This is a genomic window from Bacillus sp. FJAT-44742, from assembly GCF_002797315.1.
GTDB classification, from domain to species: Bacteria; Bacillota; Bacilli; order Bacillales; family Marinococcaceae; genus Thalassorhabdus; species Thalassorhabdus alkalitolerans.
This window is the reverse complement of sequence record NZ_KZ454936.1, coordinates 3,293,812-3,314,727: the sequence shown is the minus strand read 5'-3', so window position 1 is coordinate 3,314,727 and position 20,916 is coordinate 3,293,812. Positions and strand designations below refer to the sequence as shown.

Annotated in this window: 22 protein-coding genes; 14 read left to right on the top strand and 8 right to left on the bottom strand. The window is 42.1% G+C overall.

The features are described from left to right. Nucleotides 1-121: 121 nt before the first annotated feature. The 8 genes from CEF17_RS16275 (at nucleotide 122) to CEF17_RS16240 (ending at nucleotide 4,492) form a co-directional block, all read left to right on the top strand. Nucleotides 122-412: a general stress protein gene (locus tag CEF17_RS16275; protein WP_100400458.1), complete on the top strand. Its 291-nt coding sequence runs from the start codon at nucleotides 122-124 to the stop codon at nucleotides 410-412. A 93-nt stretch (nucleotides 413-505) separates the two neighbouring features. Then, nucleotides 506-790, top strand: a complete 285-nt coding sequence (locus CEF17_RS16270; protein ID WP_100400457.1) for a general stress protein — start codon at nucleotides 506-508, stop codon at nucleotides 788-790. An 87-nt stretch (nucleotides 791-877) separates the two neighbouring features. After that, nucleotides 878-1,279, top strand: a complete 402-nt coding sequence (locus CEF17_RS16265; protein ID WP_100400456.1) for a glucose starvation-inducible protein B — start codon at nucleotides 878-880, stop codon at nucleotides 1,277-1,279. 86 nt (nucleotides 1,280-1,365) lie between these two features. Then, nucleotides 1,366-1,632, top strand: a complete 267-nt coding sequence (locus CEF17_RS16260) for a KGG domain-containing protein (protein WP_100400455.1) — start codon at nucleotides 1,366-1,368, stop codon at nucleotides 1,630-1,632. 192 nt (nucleotides 1,633-1,824) lie between these two features. Further along, a complete protein-coding gene (thpD, locus tag CEF17_RS16255) occupies nucleotides 1,825-2,754 on the top strand; it encodes an ectoine hydroxylase (RefSeq protein ID WP_100400454.1) in 930 nt (309 codons plus the stop codon). A gap of 306 nt (nucleotides 2,755-3,060) precedes the next feature. Next, nucleotides 3,061-3,717 carry a FusB/FusC family EF-G-binding protein gene (locus CEF17_RS16250; RefSeq protein WP_100400453.1) on the top strand — a complete coding sequence of 219 codons (657 nt, stop codon included), beginning with the start codon at nucleotides 3,061-3,063 and terminating at the stop codon, nucleotides 3,715-3,717. 60 nt (nucleotides 3,718-3,777) lie between these two features. Continuing rightward, nucleotides 3,778-4,077: a DUF5327 family protein gene (locus CEF17_RS16245; protein WP_198508999.1), complete on the top strand. Its 300-nt coding sequence runs from the start codon at nucleotides 3,778-3,780 to the stop codon at nucleotides 4,075-4,077. 43 nt (nucleotides 4,078-4,120) lie between these two features. Further along, nucleotides 4,121-4,492, top strand: a complete 372-nt coding sequence (locus CEF17_RS16240) for a DUF423 domain-containing protein (protein ID WP_100400451.1) — start codon at nucleotides 4,121-4,123, stop codon at nucleotides 4,490-4,492. A gap of 40 nt (nucleotides 4,493-4,532) precedes the next feature. Here the strand turns inward: CEF17_RS16240 and CEF17_RS16235 are convergent, their stop codons facing one another. The 7 genes from CEF17_RS16235 to CEF17_RS16205 form a co-directional block, all read right to left on the bottom strand. Next, nucleotides 4,533-6,686: an ATP-dependent Clp protease ATP-binding subunit gene (locus CEF17_RS16235; protein ID WP_100400450.1), complete on the bottom strand. Its 2,154-nt coding sequence runs from the start codon at nucleotides 6,684-6,686 to the stop codon at nucleotides 4,533-4,535. A 508-nt stretch (nucleotides 6,687-7,194) separates the two neighbouring features. Next, the gene (gerQ, locus tag CEF17_RS16230) at nucleotides 7,195-7,833 is read right to left on the bottom strand and encodes a spore coat protein GerQ (protein WP_232725534.1); all 639 of its coding nucleotides are present in this window, start codon (nucleotides 7,831-7,833) and stop codon (nucleotides 7,195-7,197) included. Nucleotides 7,834-7,853: 20 nt separating this feature from the next. Then, on the bottom strand, nucleotides 7,854-8,279 hold the full coding sequence (locus CEF17_RS16225; RefSeq protein WP_100400449.1) for a cell wall hydrolase: 426 nt from the start codon (nucleotides 8,277-8,279) through the stop codon (nucleotides 7,854-7,856). A 190-nt stretch (nucleotides 8,280-8,469) separates the two neighbouring features. After that, nucleotides 8,470-9,222 (bottom strand): hydrogen peroxide-dependent heme synthase, encoded by a 753-nt coding sequence (gene hemQ / locus CEF17_RS16220; RefSeq protein ID WP_100400448.1) that lies wholly within the window; start codon nucleotides 9,220-9,222, stop codon nucleotides 8,470-8,472. Between the two features lie 132 nt (nucleotides 9,223-9,354). After that, on the bottom strand, nucleotides 9,355-10,107 hold the full coding sequence (locus CEF17_RS16215; RefSeq protein WP_100400447.1) for an enoyl-CoA hydratase/isomerase family protein: 753 nt from the start codon (nucleotides 10,105-10,107) through the stop codon (nucleotides 9,355-9,357). A 57-nt stretch (nucleotides 10,108-10,164) separates the two neighbouring features. Next, on the bottom strand, nucleotides 10,165-12,090 hold the full coding sequence (locus CEF17_RS16210; protein ID WP_100400446.1) for an oxidoreductase: 1,926 nt from the start codon (nucleotides 12,088-12,090) through the stop codon (nucleotides 10,165-10,167). Between the two features lie 74 nt (nucleotides 12,091-12,164). Next, complete coding sequence (locus CEF17_RS16205) at nucleotides 12,165-12,758, bottom strand: TetR/AcrR family transcriptional regulator (RefSeq protein WP_100400445.1); 594 nt, start codon at nucleotides 12,756-12,758, stop codon at nucleotides 12,165-12,167. 430 nt (nucleotides 12,759-13,188) lie between these two features. Between CEF17_RS16205 and pta the strand changes: the two genes are divergently transcribed. Both pta and CEF17_RS16195 read left to right on the top strand, forming a co-directional pair. Beyond that, nucleotides 13,189-14,190 carry a phosphate acetyltransferase gene (pta, locus tag CEF17_RS16200; protein ID WP_100400444.1) on the top strand — a complete coding sequence of 334 codons (1,002 nt, stop codon included), beginning with the start codon at nucleotides 13,189-13,191 and terminating at the stop codon, nucleotides 14,188-14,190. A gap of 196 nt (nucleotides 14,191-14,386) precedes the next feature. After that, nucleotides 14,387-15,820 (top strand): PAS domain-containing sensor histidine kinase, encoded by a 1,434-nt coding sequence (locus tag CEF17_RS16195; protein WP_100400443.1) that lies wholly within the window; start codon nucleotides 14,387-14,389, stop codon nucleotides 15,818-15,820. 107 nt (nucleotides 15,821-15,927) lie between these two features. Here CEF17_RS16195 and CEF17_RS16190 read toward each other — a convergent pair whose 3' ends face one another. Then, on the bottom strand, nucleotides 15,928-16,788 hold the full coding sequence (locus CEF17_RS16190) for an octanoyl-[GcvH]:protein N-octanoyltransferase (RefSeq protein ID WP_100400442.1): 861 nt from the start codon (nucleotides 16,786-16,788) through the stop codon (nucleotides 15,928-15,930). Nucleotides 16,789-17,043: 255 nt separating this feature from the next. Between CEF17_RS16190 and CEF17_RS16185 the strand changes: the two genes are divergently transcribed. The 4 genes from CEF17_RS16185 (at nucleotide 17,044) to CEF17_RS16165 (ending at nucleotide 20,873) form a co-directional block, all read left to right on the top strand. Beyond that, nucleotides 17,044-17,268, top strand: a complete 225-nt coding sequence (locus CEF17_RS16185) for a DUF1450 domain-containing protein (protein ID WP_054636317.1) — start codon at nucleotides 17,044-17,046, stop codon at nucleotides 17,266-17,268. A 251-nt stretch (nucleotides 17,269-17,519) separates the two neighbouring features. Then, nucleotides 17,520-18,776: a dicarboxylate/amino acid:cation symporter gene (locus CEF17_RS16175; protein ID WP_100400440.1), complete on the top strand. Its 1,257-nt coding sequence runs from the start codon at nucleotides 17,520-17,522 to the stop codon at nucleotides 18,774-18,776. Between the two features lie 209 nt (nucleotides 18,777-18,985). Further along, on the top strand, nucleotides 18,986-20,281 hold the full coding sequence (locus CEF17_RS16170; protein WP_100400439.1) for an HD domain-containing protein: 1,296 nt from the start codon (nucleotides 18,986-18,988) through the stop codon (nucleotides 20,279-20,281). Nucleotides 20,282-20,372: 91 nt separating this feature from the next. Continuing rightward, on the top strand, nucleotides 20,373-20,873 hold the full coding sequence (locus CEF17_RS16165; protein WP_100400438.1) for a YwgA family protein: 501 nt from the start codon (nucleotides 20,373-20,375) through the stop codon (nucleotides 20,871-20,873). Nucleotides 20,874-20,916 lie beyond the last annotated feature (43 nt).

Genomic DNA, 20,916 nt, shown 5'->3' with positions numbered 1-20,916 from the left:
AACAAAATAAGTCATTAGTAATGAATGTCAGAGGGCTTAGAAAAAGAGTGTTTATGCAATTACAAAAATAGGAATATAAAACATTGTAGTGGAAATGAAAAAATCAAGGAGGATGATTACCATGGCACAAAACAAAAACAATAACAATAATAAAATGAGTCGTGAGGAAGCAGGAAAAAAAGGCGGCGAGAAGGTAAAGGAAAAGTACGGTCAGGAGCACTTTGAAGAGATTGGTAAAAGGGGTGGAGAAAACTCCGGAAGCAGCAACTCTGATAGTAACATGAGCCGTGAAGAAGCAGGAAAAAAAGGCGGCGAGAAAGTAAAGGAAAAGTACGGTCAAGAGCATTTTGAAGAGATTGGCAAAAAGGGTGGAAAGAACTCCGGAAGCCAAAGCTCAGATTCCGAGAAATAAGAAAGAAACTTTATCCCTCATTTCTAAATAAGAAGTTTAGAAGAAACTTCAAGTGGTATAACAGTGAACAATAAACAAAGGAGGATGATTATCATGGCACAAAACAATAACAATAATAAAATGAGTCGTGAGGAAGCAGGAAAAAAAGGCGGCGAGAAGGTAAAGGAAAAGTACGGTCAGGAGCATTTTGAAGAGATTGGTAAAAGGGGTGGAGAAAACTCCGGGAGCAGCAACTCTGATAGTAACATGAGCCGCGAAGAAGCGGGACGTAAAGGCGGCGAGAAAGTAAAGGAAAAGTACGGTCAGGAGCATTTTGAAGAGATTGGCAAAAAGGGTGGAAAGAACTCTGGAAGCAGCAACTCTAACTCAGATAAATAAGATAAACACCCCTCTGTATATTCTTGAAAGTTGTAAGTGAGTGGACGACTTTTATTGAAATAATTACCTTTAAGGAGGATGATTATCATGGCACAAAACAAAAACAATAACAAAAACAATAATAACATGAGCCGTGAAGAAGCGGGACGTAAAGGCGGCGAAACAACAAGCAAGCGCTACGATCAAGAGCACTTTGAAGAAATCGGGGAAAAAGGCGGAAAAACTACCAGCGAAAAATATGACAAACAGCATTTCCAGGAAATCGGGAAAAAAGGCGGCGAAACAACAAGCAAGGAACATGGTCAGGATCATTACGAAGAGATCGGCCAAAAAGGCGGTGAAACGACAAGCCGTGAGCATGGTAAAGATTTCTATGAGGAGATCGGCCAAAAAGGCGGCGAAACAACAAGCCGTGAACATGGAAAAGACTTTTACAAGGATATTGGTCAAAAAGGCGGGGAAAGCAGGTCTAACAACAATAATCGCTAACCCTTGCTAAAGGACTAGTCTATGAACAAGAGCTGTTTCGTGCAACTGAAAAATCATTTGATATTTAAATGAGGAGGAATGTACAGATGGCACGTAATAATGATCGCATGAGTCGTGAAGAAGCAGGACGTAAAGGCGGAGAAAAGACCAGTCGCGAGCACGGCCAGGAATTCTATGAGGAAATAGGCCAAAAAGGCGGGGAAACGACAAGCCGAGAAAAAGATAAAGAGTTCTACGAGGAAATCGGTCAAAAAGGTGGAGAAAAGACAAGCCGTGAGCATGGCAAGGAGTTCTACCAAGACATCGGTCAAAAGGGCGGCGAAAACTCAAACAATAACTCTGACAATCGCTAAGATTTCTGCTTCATATAGGCAGATCCTGCCAATGAACTTGTCTCTTCTCAAAGTAGTTTTTCAGGGTCCTGGTCAGAGGACCCTGATTTCTATTCTAGCATAGAGAATAGGTACAGAAAAGATATAAGCAGGCCGAAAGACCCCCTTTTTATGCATTAAAATTTGAATCTTTTAATTGGAGAGTGTTTAGCAATGCAAAAAGATTTATATCCATCCAGGAAAGGCGAAAACACACGAATAATTGAAAGAAAAGATCCAGTAATTCATTCAGAATCAAGAGATAAAGGCCCTTTAAACCATAAGGATCTTGACTTCTACGAAAACAATGGCTACTTACTCTTTGAGAAGATGTTTAATGATGAAGAAGTAGAAATCATGAAAAAAGAACTGGATAGTACGATGAAAGCGAATGAAAGCAGAGATGCTGACGATGTGATCAAGGAACCTGGAAGCAATGAAATCCGCTCTGTTTTTGAGACTCATAAAGATGGGAACTTCTTTCAAGAGCTTTCAAAAAATGAGCGAATTGTAAAGGTTGCTGAGCAGCTTTTAGGAGACCAGGTGTACATTAACCAATCCCGTATTAACTTCAAGCCCGGTTTCAAAGGGAAAGAATTCTACTGGCACTCTGACTTTGAAACATGGCACGTAGAGGACGGTATGCCGAACATGCGTGCAGTCAGCTGCTCAATTGTTCTTACGGACAACTATGAATACAATGGACCGCTTATGCTGATCCCAGGTTCCCACAAATGGTTTGTTTCCTGCCCTGGTGAAACTCCGGATGCAAACTATAAGAGCTCTCTTCAAAAGCAGGAGCTTGGGGTGCCGGATAATGAAAGCATGAAGTGGCTGGTGGATCAGGCAGGAGGACGCATTGACCGTGCAACCGGTCCGGCAGGATCTGTGTTGTTCTTTGAGTGCAACACGATGCACGGATCTGCAGGGAACATCTCTCCTTATCCGCGAAGCAATGTATTCTTTGTCTATAACTCGATTACCAATAAGCTTCAGGAGCCGTTTTCCGGCAAAGAGCCGCGACCTGAGTTCGTAGCCAACCGTGAAAACGTGCAGCCGATCACACCAATTAGTGGAGATATCTCTTCTAGAATAAAGAAATAAGCAGTTTTGAAAAGGAACCTGAAAAAGGGTTCCTTTTTTAGTAAGCTGACCAGAGTTATTGTTTTAAGGAGAAAAGCTGGAGGAAGTATACCCTGAAAGCACGAGCGCCTAAATCACCCACTATCAGGACCTTCTTCGTAAGGAATCAGGAAAAGAAAGACGCGGAAGTGGAGGATTTCTTACACCCTTTTTTAAATTTAGGAAAAGAGAGGTTTTTACAGGGGAGAATAAAGGGCAGAGATAAGTAGACGCTACAAGAGAGTTCAGGCGGCACCTACATCAGCTTCCAAAAGGAGAGGGAACAACATGGAACCTTTTATTTATAACCACCAATATAACTTTATAAAACAGCAGGCCTTTCAGCTTCAAAAAAATTACCTTCAGGTAAAAGATGAATCGGTTATTAGTGCGGTGAAAGCAAATGCTGAGGAGAAAATACTGGCTCAATTTGAAGGGCTGACAAACCAGCAGAGACAAATGCTCGGCTTGATCATTGATCTGAAACAAGAGCAGGATTTTCACAATTATCTTCATTCCTTATCTTCCTATATCCTTTCGTTTCCATCAGTACCAGAAGAAACACTAAGAAAGTTGTTTAAGAAAAATAAAAAACTAAACCTGCCTGATCTTGAAAAAATAGAGTTTTCAAAACTTACTTATCTAGGGTGGAATGATATTAGCCTGCAGAAAAAATTCATTGTTTATGAACAAAACAGTCAGTGGGTTGGAATTGAAGGAAAGTACACTCCGGTGCAGCATAAAAATATATGCTTTTTCTGTCAGAAGCAGACCAAGGTTTCATTTGTTTCAGCTGTTACAAATGCTACAAGTACAAGTGATCCAAATTATTATAAATCACTAGGGCATTATATATGTGTAGATAGCCAGGAGTGTAATGAAAATATTACACATTTAGCTGCCTTGGAAAATTTCATGGAAAAGGTGAAAGAGCCGACCGTGTAATTCTTCATTCCTTACCCGTCACTTTCCTATGTTATAATAAGGCAAAAATAGAAAGGGCAGGTGAGCAGAGTGAATATTTCAGCTCACACCATTATCCATAAAATACAAACAGAAGCCGCTCGCTTGCAAGAGCGCGGGGACGATGAACAAGCGATAAAAGAGCATGCTCGTCTCATTCGAGCATATTGTGATCTCCTTTTAGAAAGCGAAGAAGAAACGTTCAGCAATAATTCATTGCCTCCAAAAAACTATCAGACCATTCAAAAACCCTTGATGAGTGAGAGCCAGGCGGTTTCCCCTCCTAAACAAAAGAAGTCGGGGGAAACTCCCTCCTCAGAAGGAAGCCTCCTTGAATTTTAATAATCACTGCAATAAAGAAAAAAAGAAGTGAAGGTGACAAGGAATGTGGAAGGTATTTGTAGTACTCGGGGCAATAAATGCAGCTTTAGCTGTAGGATTAGGGGCGTTTGGAGCTCACGGATTAGAAGGAAGGGTTACTGATCGGCTGATGGAAGTGTATCAAACTGGCGTTCAGTATCATGTTATGCATGCACTGGGCCTTTTAGCCATTGGATTGGTAGCCGCTTATGCAGGAGAATCGGCCTTGTTGGCATGGGCCGGGTGGGTGATGTTCGCAGGAATTGTTATTTTTTCTGGAAGCTTGTATACAATGACGTTTACAGGCATGTCCTGGCTTGGAGCAATTACCCCTATTGGCGGCATGGCATTTATTATTTCCTGGATTCTGCTTGTAGTTCATGTAATAAGAGCATAAGAAAAAGGGCTTCCTGATTGTGCAGGAAACCCTTTTTTCGTTATTGTTTTTTAACACGGATCTCATTGTTTTCTGTGATGACTTTAATATTTGTAAGCAGCTCTTCTTCAAGCATTAAGTCAGCGATTCCGTCTTCTACTGTTTCTTCAATGACGCGGCGAAGAGGACGGGCTCCGTATGCAGGATCATATCCCTTCTCTGCCAGAAGCTCTTTGGCTTCTTTGCTGATATGAAGAGTGATTCCTTGTTCAACTGCTGCTTCGATTATATCAGCAAGCATAAGATCAACTATGGCAACTAGGTTTTCTTGGGTTAGTTCTTTAAAGCCTATAATACTGTCAAAGCGGTTTAGGAATTCAGGCTTAAAGTAATCTGTTAGTCCTTCCATAACCTTTTCGTCTGCTTCATCTTTACTGCCAAAGCCTACCGTAATTTTTTTAACGCTTGAGCCTGCATTGGAAGTCATAATAATCACGGTATCTTTAAAGCTTACTGTTCGTCCTTGACTGTCTGTCAGCTGCCCGTCTTCCATAATTTGAAGGAACATATGCTGGACATCAGGGTGAGCCTTTTCAATTTCGTCAAGAAGAACAATAGAGTAAGGTTTGCGGCGGACACGTTCGGTTAATTGTCCGGCTTCTTCATGACCTACATATCCAGGAGGAGAACCAATTAGTTTGGAAACAGAATGCTTCTCCATGTATTCACTCATGTCGAGGCGGATCATTGCTTCTTTATCTCCAAAGATTTCTTTGGCAAGTGATTTTGACAGCTCGGTTTTTCCTACGCCTGTCGGTCCCACAAAGAGGAAAGAACCAATCGGACGGTTTCCTTTACGAAGTCCGGCACGGTTTCGGCGAATGGCTTTTGCCGTTTTCATCACTGCCTCTTCCTGACCAATTACCTTTTTGTTTAAACGCTCAGGAAGATCTTTCATTTTCTGCTGTTCATCCTTTTGCAGGCGGCGGACTGGAATCCCTGTTTTGTTCTCGACAATTTCCTGAATCGTTTCTACGGTGACTGCTGCTTTATTTGAAGAACTGTTATTTTCTTTTTCTGACTCATCTAATTGCTTGGTGAGCTTGGCTTCTTCATCGCGAAGTTTAGCAGCCTTCTCATAATCCTCTTGCCTTGTCGCTTTTTCTTTTTCGCTTGCAATCTGTTCTAATCGTGTTCGGATGTCGCCTGCATCTTCTTCTGTAAAGGAAAGATTAATTTTAGAGCCTGCTTCATCCATAAGATCAATGGCCTTATCAGGAAGGAAACGATCCTGGATATAGCGGTTAGAAAGGGTAACGCACGCTGTTAAGGCGTCATCAGAGTAGGTTACGCTGTGGAATTTTTCATAGTTTTCCTTTAAGCCTTTTAGAATGCTCACTGCATCCTCAGTAGTTGGTTCATTAACCATAACGGGCTGAAAGCGGCGTTCTAACGCTGCATCTTTTTCAATCTTTCGGTATTCTGCAAGAGTCGTAGCTCCAATCACCTGTATTTCTCCTCTGGCCAGTGCAGGCTTCATAATATTGCCTGCATCTGATGAGCCTTCCGCGGAACCTGCCCCAACAATTTGGTGAATTTCGTCAATAAAAAGAATAACGTTTTTCCGTTCCTGCAATTCTGTGATCAGCTGCTTCATTCTTTCCTCGAATTGTCCTCGGATGCCTGTATTGGCGACTAGTGAAGAAACATCAAGCAAGTAAATTTCTTTATTCTTTAATTTTGCAGGGACTTGTCCTTCAGAAATTCGAAGTGCAAGGCCTTCTGCAATCGCTGTTTTTCCCACCCCTGGCTCCCCGATAAGAACCGGGTTGTTCTTGTTTCTTCTGTTTAACGTTTCAATAACTCTTTCAACTTCCTTGTCTCTTCCAATGACAGGATCAATTAATCCAGCGCTTGCAGCATGTGTCAAGTTTTTTCCAAGGCCGTCTAATAGTCCGCCGCCTTGGCCTCCTGTTTGAGAGGCTTTTTCAGAAGGTATATCCTGGCTTCCCATGTTAGATTTCATGATATCTTGGAAAAAGTGGTCAAAAGGATTTGATTGACCGTGTGGATGAAATCCTGACGGCTGTTTCATACTGTTTCTGATTTCCTCGTAGCAATAATTACATAGGGTAAGCTTTTGTTTGTTTCCGTTTATATTCATATGCAATTCAATTTGTGCATGACGCTGTTTGCATTGCTCACACATTTTCATACTATTACCTCCTGCGTAGTTAATGAATTACTGATAGTGGCTTTGTCATTCAACGGGAATGATTTTACGGTAATTTGACCAATGTTGATCTTAACTTTATTATATTTTGACTTTTATTGACTTTCAATCCTTATGCTTTTCCTAAAAAGAATAGCTCTACAACCATAAGTTATCCTGACTATAATGCCTGCTTATTTAAGGAAAGACCAAAGTTTACTCAAAAAGAGGGGAAGAATTTTATTTTTTACCTTATATTTATATTTGACTAACTTTGACCTTAAACACATTATAATTTGATCTTTACTGACTTTCAAGTGTGGAATCAAAATTTTTTTGTCCCGGGTAAGGGAAAGAGGCAGGGCGACCACGGGGCACTGGGATCGGTCGGAATATAAGGCCAAGCGAAGTTTGAGAGGAAACCATGGGAAAAGCTTAAAGAAGAATATAGATCTATAGTTTGAAGAGCACTTTACAATAAAAAAGCTCCCATAGCTGGGAGCTTTACGACCTATCTTGGAGCATATCCGGCAAGAGGAGGGATATCGTTAAATGGATAGTCATATTCAATCTCTTCTTCAAACACAATATAGTCTAAGTAAACCATTAATAATAAATACCACTGGCCGGTTTCAGGGTTACTGAGAACAATATGATCCCGTCCTGCTTCTTCCACAATTCCTTCAAATACCATGGATCCCCAGTCCGGATTCTGTTCAAATGTCATGTACACAGTGACTGGCTTTCCTCGATTCAGACGCAAAATGTTTTCTATATACGACTGTTCTAGAGGAAGCATACCTGGAATTTGCGGAAAGGCGGGCAGCTGTTGTTGTCCGGGCATCATCCCAGGCTGCATGCCAGGCATCATTTGTTGTCCAGGCATCATCCCAGGCTGTTGCATGCCAGGCATCATTTGTTGTTGTCCGGGCATCATCCCAGGCTGCATGCCAGGCATCATTTGTTGTTGTCCAGGCATGGGCTGCTGCATACCAGCCGTCATTCCAGGCTGATGGTGGGCATGCTGGCCTGTTTGGGGGCCCCCAGCCATGGCTGGCTGACCTCCATGGGCTTGAGGACTTGGATATCCAGTGTGCCCTCCTGTCTGTTGCTGAGCTGGACCTTGCCACTGTTGTTCATGACGTTGCATATGCCACACTCCTTTTTCAGTTATCGATAAACTTCTGGACAGTCTTCCGGTCTGGGCGAGTAAAAGCAGTGAGCTTTAAATTGCCCCACAAATGGCTGGCCAAACCATTCATCAGGACACGGGGCATCAGGTCTGAAGAACCACAATGAAGCTTCAGCGGGATGAAATCTTTCTCCATTAATTAACCTGTTTGCAAGCCTGATTTCTTTTTCTCTGGCCCGCTGATAAAAGTAGCCTTTCTGAACAGCTTCAAATCCTCCAGGTGACTGGAAAGCCATTTGCGGGATAGTGCGGATATCTACAAAATCCATACAGTTGGCAAATACTCTGTTCACCATCACATTGCCGGCCAAAAGCATTCCCAGGACTCCTTCCCCTTCTGCTTCAGCCCTCATAAGTCTGGCCATGACTTTCCGATCTTCTTGGTTTGCTTTTATGATTGCCATTACATTCACCTCTTTTAGTTGTTGTTAACTAAATAGGCGCTGATTCAATTTATGCCTACCTCCCATACAATATGCTCGATAATAGGAGGTGGGAATGGATTTTCAAAAAGAGTAATGGATTCATAGGGTATGGATAGATAAGAACCAATAAAAAACCTTCCGTCCCAATAAGGACGGAAGGTAAGTAAAGCTATTTCACATAAAGAAAAGACTCTACTTTTGATGGCTCCAGAAGGTTTCCAACATAAAATGGTCCGAAATCTCCGTAACGAGCAGATACTTCATCAAAACGCATTTCATAGACAAGCTTTTTAAATTGCAGGACATTATGGGCAAAGAGCGTCACACTCCACTCCCAATCATCAAAGCCAGTTGAACCGGTAATAATCTGCTTAACCTTGCCGGCATACTTACGTCCTGTCATGCCATGAGCTCTCATAAGCTCCCGGCGCTCGTCCATCGGAAGAGAGTACCAGTTATCATTTCCTTCACGCTTTTTATCCATAGGATAAAAGCAAATATGATTCCATTTTGGCAGAATCGGATAAATCCTTGCGCGGATCTCAGGGTTCTCTGTTGGATCGCTGCCGTCCTTTGGAGGCATGTAGTTTCCAAGCTCTACCACAGAGACATAGGAATAAGCAGGGATGGTGTAATCTGCAAGGCCGGATTTATTAAAAGCATTTTCGATTTCATTTAGCTCTTCCATGGTAGGGCGAAGAATCATCATCATGAAATCAGCTTTTTGTCCAACGATTGAATAAAGAGCATGGCTGCCTTCTTCATTATCTTCTACTTGCTGCCAGCCTTCTACCATATTTAAAAAATCATGAATAATTCTTTGGCGTTTTTCACTCGGTACTTGTTTCCAGGATGTCCAATCCATCGTGCGGAAGTCGTGCAGGCAGTACCAGCCATCTAAAGTTTGTGAAGCTTGAGCCACGGTTAAACACTCCCTTTGTTAGAATAATCCATGAATACTATACCATAAAGTATTCTCTCGCCGAAACGAGTACGCTTATGATAACCAGCTTCAGGTTCTAAATGAAGGGCTTGCCAATGGTAGGGAGGGAAATTATGATTTCTTTCCTTTCGACATAAAGGAAAGAAGCGCTTGACGGTGTTCCTCTGTCTGCCCGGCCAGACTTTGAGCAGATACTTCCATTTCAAGGACTTCAGCAAGGCTTTTTTCAAACCCTTCAGTCATGTTTTGTTTCATAAGTCCGTATGCTTCAGCCGGTACCGAAGTCAGCTTTTGGGCGAAATCTTCAGCATTACCTATTTTAGTGATGAGATTTATGCGATAGGCTTCTTCAGCAGAAAGGGTTTCTCCAAGGGATAGCTCCATGGCTTTGCTTAATCCTACAAGGCGGGGGAGAAAGTAAGATGCCCCCGCGTCAGGTACGAGACCAATTTTAAGAAAGCTGAGAGCAAGCTTTGAATCATACTCAGCTACCCTGTAGTCACAGGCCAGGGCAATGGATAATCCGGCACCGACAGCTGTGCCGTTTAAGTATGCAACGATTGGTTTTTTAATATCAGCAATAAACAAAATGAGGCGGTTATAGGTTTCACGAAGGTAATGGCCATAATCAAAAAGTTCGTCTTCCTCTACAGGAACGCTTTTTAAATCAGCTCCCGCACAGAAGGAGTCTCCAGAGCCCTGAAGAAGGATCACTTTGACTTCTTCATCGTTGTCAGCTGCATTAAAGCAATCAAACAATTCGTTATGCATGTCCAGGTTCAGTGCGTTTTTCACCTCCGGACGGTTTAAAGTAATGTATGCAATGTTCTCTTTTTTCTCGTATAACACAGTGTTTTGCTTCATGATATGTCTCCTCCTGTATTTTCGTGGTCACCCCGCCTTACTTACGGGGTCATTTTACTATAATGCCCGACCCGTCATCGTCCCTTCATAAATTGCCTTCTTGGCATCAAGGCCAAGAGCGTGCCTGGCTCCCCCAATCACATGCACAGGCTTTCCTGACAGGCTGATCGCTTCGTAAAGAGCAGGGTTTGGAAGCTGCCCGCTGGCGGTAATGACAGTTTCACCTTTGATCACTTTGTCCTCTCCCTCTATGGAGACAAGCACACCTTCAGGTTGAACTTCTTTATAAGTTACGCCACCGAGCATTTGAACTCCTTTCTTTTTTAATTCAAGAATCGTTGCCCACCTTGTCGTTTTTCCAATTCCTTTCGCAAAACGACTGCTTCTCTGAAGCATAGAGATGTCTTTATGGCCTTTTTCATATAAAAAGGAAGCAAGGTCACAGGCAATCCCACCTCCGCCAATGATGATAACAGCTCCTTTTATGTTTGCTTTATCTTCAAATACATCCTGATAGGAAAGCACGTGTGAGTGGTTTATGCCTGTTATCTCAGGAGTGCGGGGAATGATTCCTGCGGCTACTACAATTTCATCAGCCTCTTTGACGAGCGGATGGTCTTCAACAATCGTTTCACCAAGGTGGATCGCGACTTGATTTTTTTCGAGTATTGCTTTGTAGTACCGAATCGTTTCGTTAAACTCTGACTTTCCGGGGACAATCCGGGAGTAGTTTAACTGACCGCCGATTTCAGTTTTATTATCAGCCAGAGTAACCTTATGACCCCGCAAGGCTGCTGTCTTTGCAGCTTCCAATCCAGCTGGTCCGCCTCCAATGACAAGAATGTTCTTAGCCTTGGTTGCGGGAGAAAGTGTGAGTGTAAGCTCCCGGCCAGCTTCGGGGTTGACAAGACAGGAGGCTGATTTCCCCTCAAAAACATGGTCAAGACAGGCTTGATTACAGGCGATACAGGTGTTTATTTCCTGGAGTCGGTTTTCTTTGGCTTTCGTAAGGATCTCAGGGTCTGCCAAGAATGGACGGGCCATAGAGATATAGTCTGCTTTCCTTGATTTGAGAATAGCTTCCGCGTCATCAGGATTATTAATTCGATTAGAAGCAACGACAGGAATAGGGACGCGGGCTTTAATCCCTTCAGCTATATAGACAAAGTTGTTTCTTGGAACCTTCATCGAAATAGTAGGGACCCTTGATTCGTGCCAGCCTATACCGATATTAAGTAAATCCACGTCTGCTTCAGCCAGCTTCTCTGCCCACAATAACGTTTCTTCTTCAGTTGTACTGTTTTCAATTAAGTCAAGCCCAGACATGCGAAAGATGAGGGGATACTCGTTTCCTGTTTCATGTCGGACTGCTTTTGCAATTTCAATGGAAAAACGGGTCCGGTTCTCAAAATTTCCTCCCCAGCGATCCGTGCGTTTGTTAGTGACAGGAGAAACAAATTGATTAATAAGGTATCCTTCAGAACCCATAATCTCAACAGCATCAAATCCGGCTTCCTTTGCCCGCCTGGCAGCAGAGGAAAAGGACTTTATTAATTCTTCAATTTCACTATCTGTTAATTCTCTGGGCTGATCAGGGTTGATAGGAGACTGAAGAGGAGAAGGGGCCACCGGATCAAGTCCGTTTGCGGCTTTGTATGCGTACCGACCGGCGTGAAAAAGCTGCAGCGCAATTTTACCGCCGGCTTCATGAACTTTATCGGTAAGATTTCTCCAATAGGCAATGTCATCATCTTTATATATGGACATAAAGTGAGCGCCGCCGCTTCCTTCCGGACTCACAGCAGCTCCTCCTGTTACAATTAACCCCACATGTTCCTTTGCACGGCGTACATAGAAAGCCGTAAGCTTCTCTAAACCGTTTTCTTCGCCTTCAAGTCCAACATGCATTGACCCCATAATCACTTTACTTTGCATTTCCATTCCTCGAATAGTAGAGGGGGAGAAGAGATGTGAATATGCCATAATCAGCCTCCTATTTTATATTGAATATTCATTATAAAAACGCTTTCAAGTACATTATAGGAACAAGCAAGGTATTAATCAACATATTGTTTGAAAATTCTTATGAATTCATCTTTTAACAAGCTGCTTCTTTCATCCTGGGGCAGGAGCATCCCCTGAAAGGCAAGACCCATCGCCTGGCTTGTAATCATCTGGGAAATTGTTTTTTGCTCTAATGGTGTAAGTCGTCCTTCATTCACGCCATGTTGAAGAATGTCTTCAATAAAGACCTGGAGGTTAATCAGGAATTTAGAGATGATTTGCTTCACATCATCATTGTAAGGAGACTGGGCAAGGTAATTTAAAAGGATGATATAAAAATCAGGGTTGTCCTCAGGAACAGCAGCCACCACTTCTAAATAAGCAGAGAACTTATCCCGGTAGCTGGTCTCTTTAGTCACAGCCTTTCTAACCATAAGTTCCGTTTCCCCAAAGGAGTCCTTCAGCACATGTACATAAAGGTCCTGCTTGTTTTTAAAATAATGGTAAATCACCCCTGTGCTTAACTGAGCTTTTTCTGCTACATCCTTAATTGAAAAGTGATCAAAACCTTTAGAAAGCATGCATGCTTTCGCAGCCTCTATGACTTGTTTGCGTCTGATGGGTTCCATCCCTACTTTTGGGCTCATTGTTTCCCCTCCCTGTAGTTGCCGTCATTTTCCCATTTTACCATAGGGAAGAGTAAGGGGGCGAAAGTGATTCGCTTTCATGGAAAAAACAATTCAGGGAAGACTAATAAAGGAGAAAACAGGGTAGAGAATATGTAAACAAGGCTAAAGAAAACGTGAGCCAGGCATAGAAAAGAGCGCTAATAAAAATAGAAAGTGATCATGACATTATTTTTATTCATTTATTTGTATGAATATAACAATGATTATTGTGTAGTGCCCACCTTCGAGTGCCTGAAAGCGCTTAATAATAAGAATGGCAAAAAAAAGAAAACCTTTAGAAAATTAATACTTTGATTATTTTATACAAGTCGGTTTATTTTTAAGAATAAGAGGAGTATCCTAAAGGTTGACTAAATCGTGTTAAGACTGAAACTAGGAGGAATTGCTTGTGAGCGATCTCTTTAATAAAATTAAAACCAAGGTACAAGAGCATAAACCGGCTATCGTATTTCCAGAAGGAAACGATGAGCGTATTATAAAGGCCGTATCTAAATTACATGAAGATGAGATGGTGAAACCAATCGTCGTCGGAGATAAGGAAGAAATTCATGAAAAAGCAGAAGATCTCGGAGTATCCCTTAAAGGCGTACAGATATTTAATCCGAAAACGTATGTGAATTTTGATAAGCTTGTATCTTCTTTCGTAGAGCGGCGCAAGGGAAAAGAAACAGAAGAATCAGCAAGGAAAAAGCTGTTAGATGCGAACTATTTTGGAACAATGCTTGTCTATGAGAATTATGCAGACGGATTGGTAAGTGGTGCTGCCCATTCCACTGGCGACACTGTTCGCCCAGCGTTGCAAATTATCAAAACCAAGCCAGGTATTCAAAGAACTTCAGGGGTCTTTATTATGGTAAAAGAAGACAAGCAGTTTGTTTTTGCTGATTGTGCTATTAATATCTCCCCAAATGCAGATGAGCTTGCGGAAATAGCGATTTCTACTGCTGAAACAGCTAAAGCATTTGATATCGACCCTAAAGTGGCAATGTTAAGCTTTTCAACAAAAGGTTCAGCTTCTTCTCAGGAAACACAAAAGGTCTCCAAAGCAACTAACATGGCACAAGAATCACGTCCTGATCTTGTTATTGATGGCGAGTTCCAATTTGATGCAGCTTTTGTACCGGCAGTAGCCCAGAAAAAAGCTCCTGACTCCCCGCTCCAAGGTGAAGCAAACGTCTTTATTTTTCCAAGCCTGGAATCAGGCAACCTGGGCTATAAAATTGCCCAGCGATTGGGAGGATACGATGCAATTGGTCCAATTCTTCAGGGGCTGAACAAACCCGTAAATGATCTTTCCCGGGGATGCAGTGTGAATGATGTATACAGCTTGGCTTTGATCACAGCTATGCAGGGAATTATGGAAAAGAAAGTACAAACAACAAGCAATTAATACCAAAGTCTGTCTATTTTACATGGGCAGACTTTTTGTTTCACGTGAAACAAAAAAGATAAACAGTAAACTTTATTTATAAATTTCACTATTATTATTTATTTCTAAATATTAAAACTATAGAATAAAGGAAAGGTACGTTTTAGGTGATATCCCTGAATTAGGAATAAACAATAAAGATAATCGGGTGAACACTATGAATGATAAACTGCAAAGAGGTTACGTAAAGGATGCTAACATTTATGAGGACCGCGCATCTTTTCAAAGTAAGGAATTATTAGATAACCGTTTCATCTTAGAACAATTATATTCATTATTAAGTATCGTCCGAAAAAAAGAGGATACGTTTGTCTTTACGTACTGTGGAGGAAAAGCGGAAGATGAACTAGACGTCGAGCTGAAGGCGATGGAAAACAAGACTGCAGAAGAAATCTTTCCTTTGCACATTGCCACTCGTCTGAAGGATTACTTAGCGGCTGGCTTTGAAGGGAAAAGAGTGGAGTTTGAGAGTCTTTACCTGGATCGTTATTTTTTTACAATCATACATCCTGTGATTAAAGAGGGAGAGATTACGGAAGTGATCATGACCTCTCAGGATATAACGAAGCGAAAGCACGTGGAAAGAGAGGAAAGTGAGAAAACAAAATTGTATTTTTCTGTTTTCCATGAAGCTTCAGATGGCATGTCTTTTTTTAACAATGAGGGGGTGCACTTTGACGTTAATAAAGCCTTGTGCGAAATATTTGGAAGAACGAAAGAACAGGTACAGCAAAAATTAATCAGTTTTTTTACATATAACAAGGATTGGATAAAGGAACTGAACCGCAAAGGAGAAGTCAAAGGGGAATATGTAATTGAGCATTCTAACGGGTCGACCCGGATCATTGAATATGTCGCAAAAGCAAACCTGCTTCCTGGCAAACATTTAGCGATTCACCGTGACATTACAAATAGAAAAACACTTGAAGATCGGTTAATGCAAGCTGAAAAGCTTAAAGTTGTCGGAGAAATGGCAGCGGGTGTAGCTCATGAGCTTAGAAATCCGATGACATCCCTTAAAGGCTTCCTGCAGCTGATGAGGTATGAAAAAGAAACAAACCCCCATTACATAGATATTACCTTGTCAGAACTACAAAGAATGGAAGAAATTATAACTGATTTTATGACGTTGGCAAAGCCTGCAATAAGCGAAAAGGAAGCGAATAACCTTGGAGAGATCCTACGTGAGGCTATCGATGTTCTTCAGCCTGAGGCTTCTTTGAGAAATGTGACGGTACAGCCTCACTTGGGAGAGGACTGCTGGTTCGAATGCACGCGTAACCAAATGAAGCAGGTCTTTATTAATCTAATTAAAAATGGCATGGATGCAATGGAGGATGGAGGCTGCATCAAGTTAACAGCTAAAAAGGAAATGGGAGACATAGTAATCCAGGTAGAGGACGAGGGCTGTGGCATGAACGAAGAAACACTTCAAAGAATAGGGGAGCCTTTTTATACGACAAAAGCAAAAGGGACTGGTTTGGGCCTAATGGTCACCTATAAAATCGTCAATGACCATAACGGGAAGATTGAAATTGACAGCGAGGAAGGGAAAGGTACCGTCTTTCGACTTCTTTTTCCACTTGGATGACTAATGAATGGGAATTTGGCAACAGCCATCTACTCCTGCTTCTTAGCTGCTGCCTTCTTCCGTAAACAAACCAGGAAAGAATTAGAAGAGTACTCCCTGCGCCTTTATTATAAATGATTTGATATATCTTTATTTCTTTCCAGGGCTTTTTTATTTCTTTCTGTAACGCGCTGGACCTGGTAATCAAAAAGGTGGATCTCCTCATTGGTAAGCTGAGACGTTTGAAGGTGCGCTCCGTTGTTTTGAAAAAAAGTAAGAAGGCGGTAAAGAACCTCATTTACAGTGATTTCATTTCCATACAGTTCAGAGAGGGAAGCCATTACTTCCGGCTTGATTTTCGGCCAGAAAAATTTTGGTTTTCCGCCTGCGGCAGCTCTATCATAGAAGTTTTTTAACAAGGACGCTCTTTTTCCCCCGCTTCCTGTCATACATAAATAAATTTGGACAGCAGCCCCTCCGCGGATTCTTCTCTGAGATATACCGGCAAATTTCTGTCCATTGATGCTTAAATCGTAGCTCCCGGGACAATATGACCCTTCGACTTCGTAAGCTTCAATCTTGCCTGGAGAATCTGCAAATACCTCTTGAATCAGTTTCCACATCATGTCATAGCCATAGTCGATGGTGAATTTCTTCTTTTCTGTCATAATCACCGACAAGTTTAGAATGCCTTCATCAAGGACAACCGCTAATCCTCCGGAATTTCTGACTATCACGTCATACCCCTGGTCTTTTAAGTAATGTATTCCAGCCTGGACCGATGGCAGTCTGCTGTCTTGTATGCCAAGAACAATGGTAGGAGAGTGCACCCAGGCCCGTAAAACGGAAGGCGACTTTCCTTCCCCGGTACTTGTACATAGCGTATCATCCATGGCAAAGGACTGAAGGGCATTAAACTGAAGGCCTGAGCTTGAATGGTCGATCCACCGCCATGACTGATTCCTTATCGCGCTTTCTAATATATTCATAATTTGGTACCTCGTTTTTATGGATTTCAGGATACTTCTGTTCTTGTTACAAAAAGAATTTTCTCCTCACTTAGTATAACATGGCGGGGATGAGCAGAGCTTTGTAACAAGAAAGACTTTATAAAGGGTCGGTGCTTCTTTTCTTGTGAATGTATAAAATGCTAATATCTTTCATTGCTTTCAATAGACGATGTGGTATACTATAGCATGCAAAATCATTCCGGGAGAATGACTGATGAAAGGATTGGTAGGAACATGGCTAACGAATTTCGTGTATGTGATGACTGCCAGGCCACCAATTTGAAAACATTGCTGCCAAAGCTAAAGAAGCTTGATTCAAAGGCTACAATAGATATTGGCTGTCAATCTTATTGCGGACCTGGCCGGAAAAAGTCTTTTGCGTTCGTAAATAATCGTCCGGTAGCTGCACCTGATGAAGAGCAGCTTCTAGAAAAAGTCCAACGTCGCATGAAATCATAAATAGGCAAGAACGACCTGTCCTTTGGTTGTAAAGGCAGGCCGTTTTTTTGTTAAGCGACAAAGAGGAAAGATCAGGAAATGATTTGTTTTATTAATATCTGTATCCGCATAGCGGTTGTTTGGTAAGGGGTTTGGCTTCAGGCTGCTGAAGAAAGCAATGAAGTTTAAAAATTTTATAAATAAGGAATTTAGAAGTAAGGAAGCAGCCAAGCAAGCAAACAGACCCCTCGTTTGAGAGAGGAGATATATTTATGAGTTTAACGAAAAAAATATTAATTGCACTGGTATTAGGTGTCGTTGTTGGTTTAGGGCTGAATTTTGTTCCTGCTGACGTGTTTGAAGCACTTGATACGTATGCTTTGACTCCAGTGGGACAGCTGTTCCTCAACCTTATCATGATGCTCGTAGTGCCCATTGTCTTTATCTCTATTGTTTTAGGGGTAGCGGGATTAAATGACCCGGTACAGCTGGGGAGGATTGGCGTCAAAACGATTGGCTTTTACCTGGCTACGACGGCTATTGCACTGGTTATCGGCCTGAGTCTGGCGTATATCGTTCAGCCTGGTCAGGAAGGCCTGTTGGAGCAGGCAGGCGGGGAAGAAGAATTCCAACAAGAAGAAGCACCACCGATTATGGATACGCTTCTGGAAATTATTCCTGATAATCCAATTGAAGCTATGGCAGCCGGTGAAATGCTTCAAATTATTGCTTTTGCCATCTTTATTGGGATTGCCCTTGCGAAACTGGGTAAAAAAACCGAAGGAATTATCAAACTGTTTGAACAGGGAAATGATATCTTCATGTTCCTCGTAACCCTTGTTATGAAGTTCGCTCCGTATGGAGCGTTTGCCCTGATTGCTTCTGCACTGGGGGATGCAGGACTAGAAGCCTTAGGTTCTATGGTGATGTACATTGTCACGGTTATCGGTGCTCTCCTTATACATGCAGTCTTTACGTACAGCCTGGCCATTGGGTTAATTGGAAAAGGAAACCCGTTAAGCTTTTACAAAGGGTTCTTCCCGGCAATGACGTTAGGTTTCAGTACGTCCAGCTCTGCTGCAGCTTTACCGGTATCCATGAAAACAGCCCAGGAGGCATTGGGAGTAAGAAAATCGGTCAGTAGTTTTGTGCAGCCTTTGGGAGCAACCATTAATATGGACGGTACCGCCATTATGCAGGCAGTAGCTACAGTGTTTATTGCTCAGGTATATGGTGTGCAGCTCGGCTTTACAGATTTGGTCCTGGTCGTATTAACTGCTACGTTGGCAAGTATCGGCACGGCAGGTGTTCCTGGGGTAGGGATGATTATGCTGGCCATGGTATTAAACCAGGTAGGCCTTCCTGTAGAAGGAATTGCGTTAATCATCGGTGTGGACCGTCTCCTCGATATGATCAGAACATCGGTTAATATTACAGGTGATGCAACATGCGCCTATGTTGTTTCAAAATCCGAAGACAGAAAAGAGAATTCTGCCGATATCGAAGCAACGAAAGACTCCTCCCGCTAACGGAGGAGTCTTTTTTTTAGGTGCCAGGCACCTCAAGTCTTTGTAACAATTTTGCTCACAATAATCATTGATTTAAAAGAAAAAGCGTAAGAAACAATGTTACAGCCATCTTCGGTGCCAGGCACCATAAATGACAGGTTTCCCTATGTTTCGATCTTAGGTATAATGAGGTATAACAAAAAAGACCGAAGGCAAAGGAAGGGTAGGCCATGGGAAAGGGCAACCGAACGTTGAAAGAAGAAAAGGTATTTAAGGACCCGGTGCACCGTTATATCCATGTGCGTGACGAACTCATTTGGGAGCTGGTTGGAACGAAGGAATTTCAGCGTCTGCGTCGTGTCCGTCAGCTTGGGACAACGTACCTCACGTTTCACGGTGCTGAACACACGCGCTTTAACCATTCACTGGGAGTATATGAAATCATGCGTCGTATTATTGAAGGCTTCGAAGGCAGGCCCCACTGGGATGAGCAGGAAAGGCTCCTTTGTTTATGTGCGGCACTTCTTCATGATATAGGGCATGGCCCGTTCTCTCATTCATTTGAAAAAGTATTTCACACAGATCACGAAACATGGACGAGAAAAATCATTGTAGGAGATACCGAAGTCAACCAGGTTCTTAAAAGGATGGGGGATCATTTTCCCCAGCAGGTTGCTGATGTTATTGAAAAAACCTACCCTAACAAGCTGGTAGTCAGCATGATATCAAGTCAGATTGACGCTGACCGTATGGATTATCTCCAGCGGGACGCTTTTTATACAGGAGTAAGCTACGGCCATTTTGATATGGAACGTATCCTTCGGGTAATGAGACCTACAGAAGACCAGGCTGTTGTAAAATATACCGGCATGCACGCTGTGGAAGATTACATAATGAGCCGCTACCAGATGTACTGGCAAGTATATTTTCATCCAGTCACGAGAAGCGCCGAAGTTATTTTAAGTAAAATATTGCGTCGTGTACGTGTTTTATATGATAAAGGCTACAATTTTAAACAGGAACCCGCCCATTTTAAAGGCTTTTTTAATGAATCCCTCTCTTTAGAAGAGTACCTTCGTTTAGATGAATCTGTCGTATTGTTTTACTTTCAAGCCTGGCAGGATGAAGAGGATGCTATTCTTAAAGATTTGTGCCAGCGGTTTATGAACCGCCGCTTGTTTAAATATGTGGAATTTGACCAGAACTTTGTCATGAATGAATGGGGCGAACTTCAAGAACTGTTCCGTAAAGCAGAAATTGATCCGGAATACTATCTTGTTATTGATTTTTCCTCGGATCTTCCTTATGATTTTTACCGGCCGGGAGAAGAAGAAGAGCGGATGCCTATTCATTTGTTAATGCCAAATGGGAAGCTTAGAGAGTTATCGAGGGAATCAGATGTGGTCGAAGCCATATCAGGAAAAAAAAGAACTGATCACAAGCTGTATTTTCCAGTGGATCTTCTGGAGACAAAAGGCCATGAGAAGGAAAAGAAACGAATTAAAGAAATTTTGTTAGAAACGTAAGAGGAAGGTTTCGCAGGCGAAACAGTAGGAAATAGAAGTGACAAGTATAGATGGCAGAAATGAATTATCTGGGCAGAGGAGGCGCTTGCCAGTGCTGACTGAACACGCGAAAGTAATGGCGTTATTAAAAGACGCAGGAGAAGTCGTAGGACGTAAAAAGCTGCAAAAGATGGTATACATCAGCAAAAAAATGAAGCTCCCTTTTCAAGAGAGATACAATTTCCATATGTTTGGTCCGTACTCTGAGGAACTGACCTTGAGAGTGGAGGAGCTGAGCAATTTAGGATTTGTAAAAGAGGTCAAGGAAAAGAAAGCTGGCTATTACCAATATCGTTATGCCCTTACAGAAGACGGAGAAACATTTTTAAAGAAATTTCCTTTAGAATGGCCCGATGAAAAGGCAAAAGGGATGGTAGAAAGCATGAATACCCATCCTTCAAAGTTTTTGGAGCTTGTATCTACGATTCTTTATTTTGACGACCTTCCTAAGGCAGAAGTGAAGGAAAAGGTATTTACGTTAAAGAAAAAGCAGAATTATTCTGAAGAGGATATAGAAGAAGCATATCATTATATACATTCATTGAAACATTAATGATTCTTTTTTATTACCTGTGATAGTCTGACAGGACAGGCCT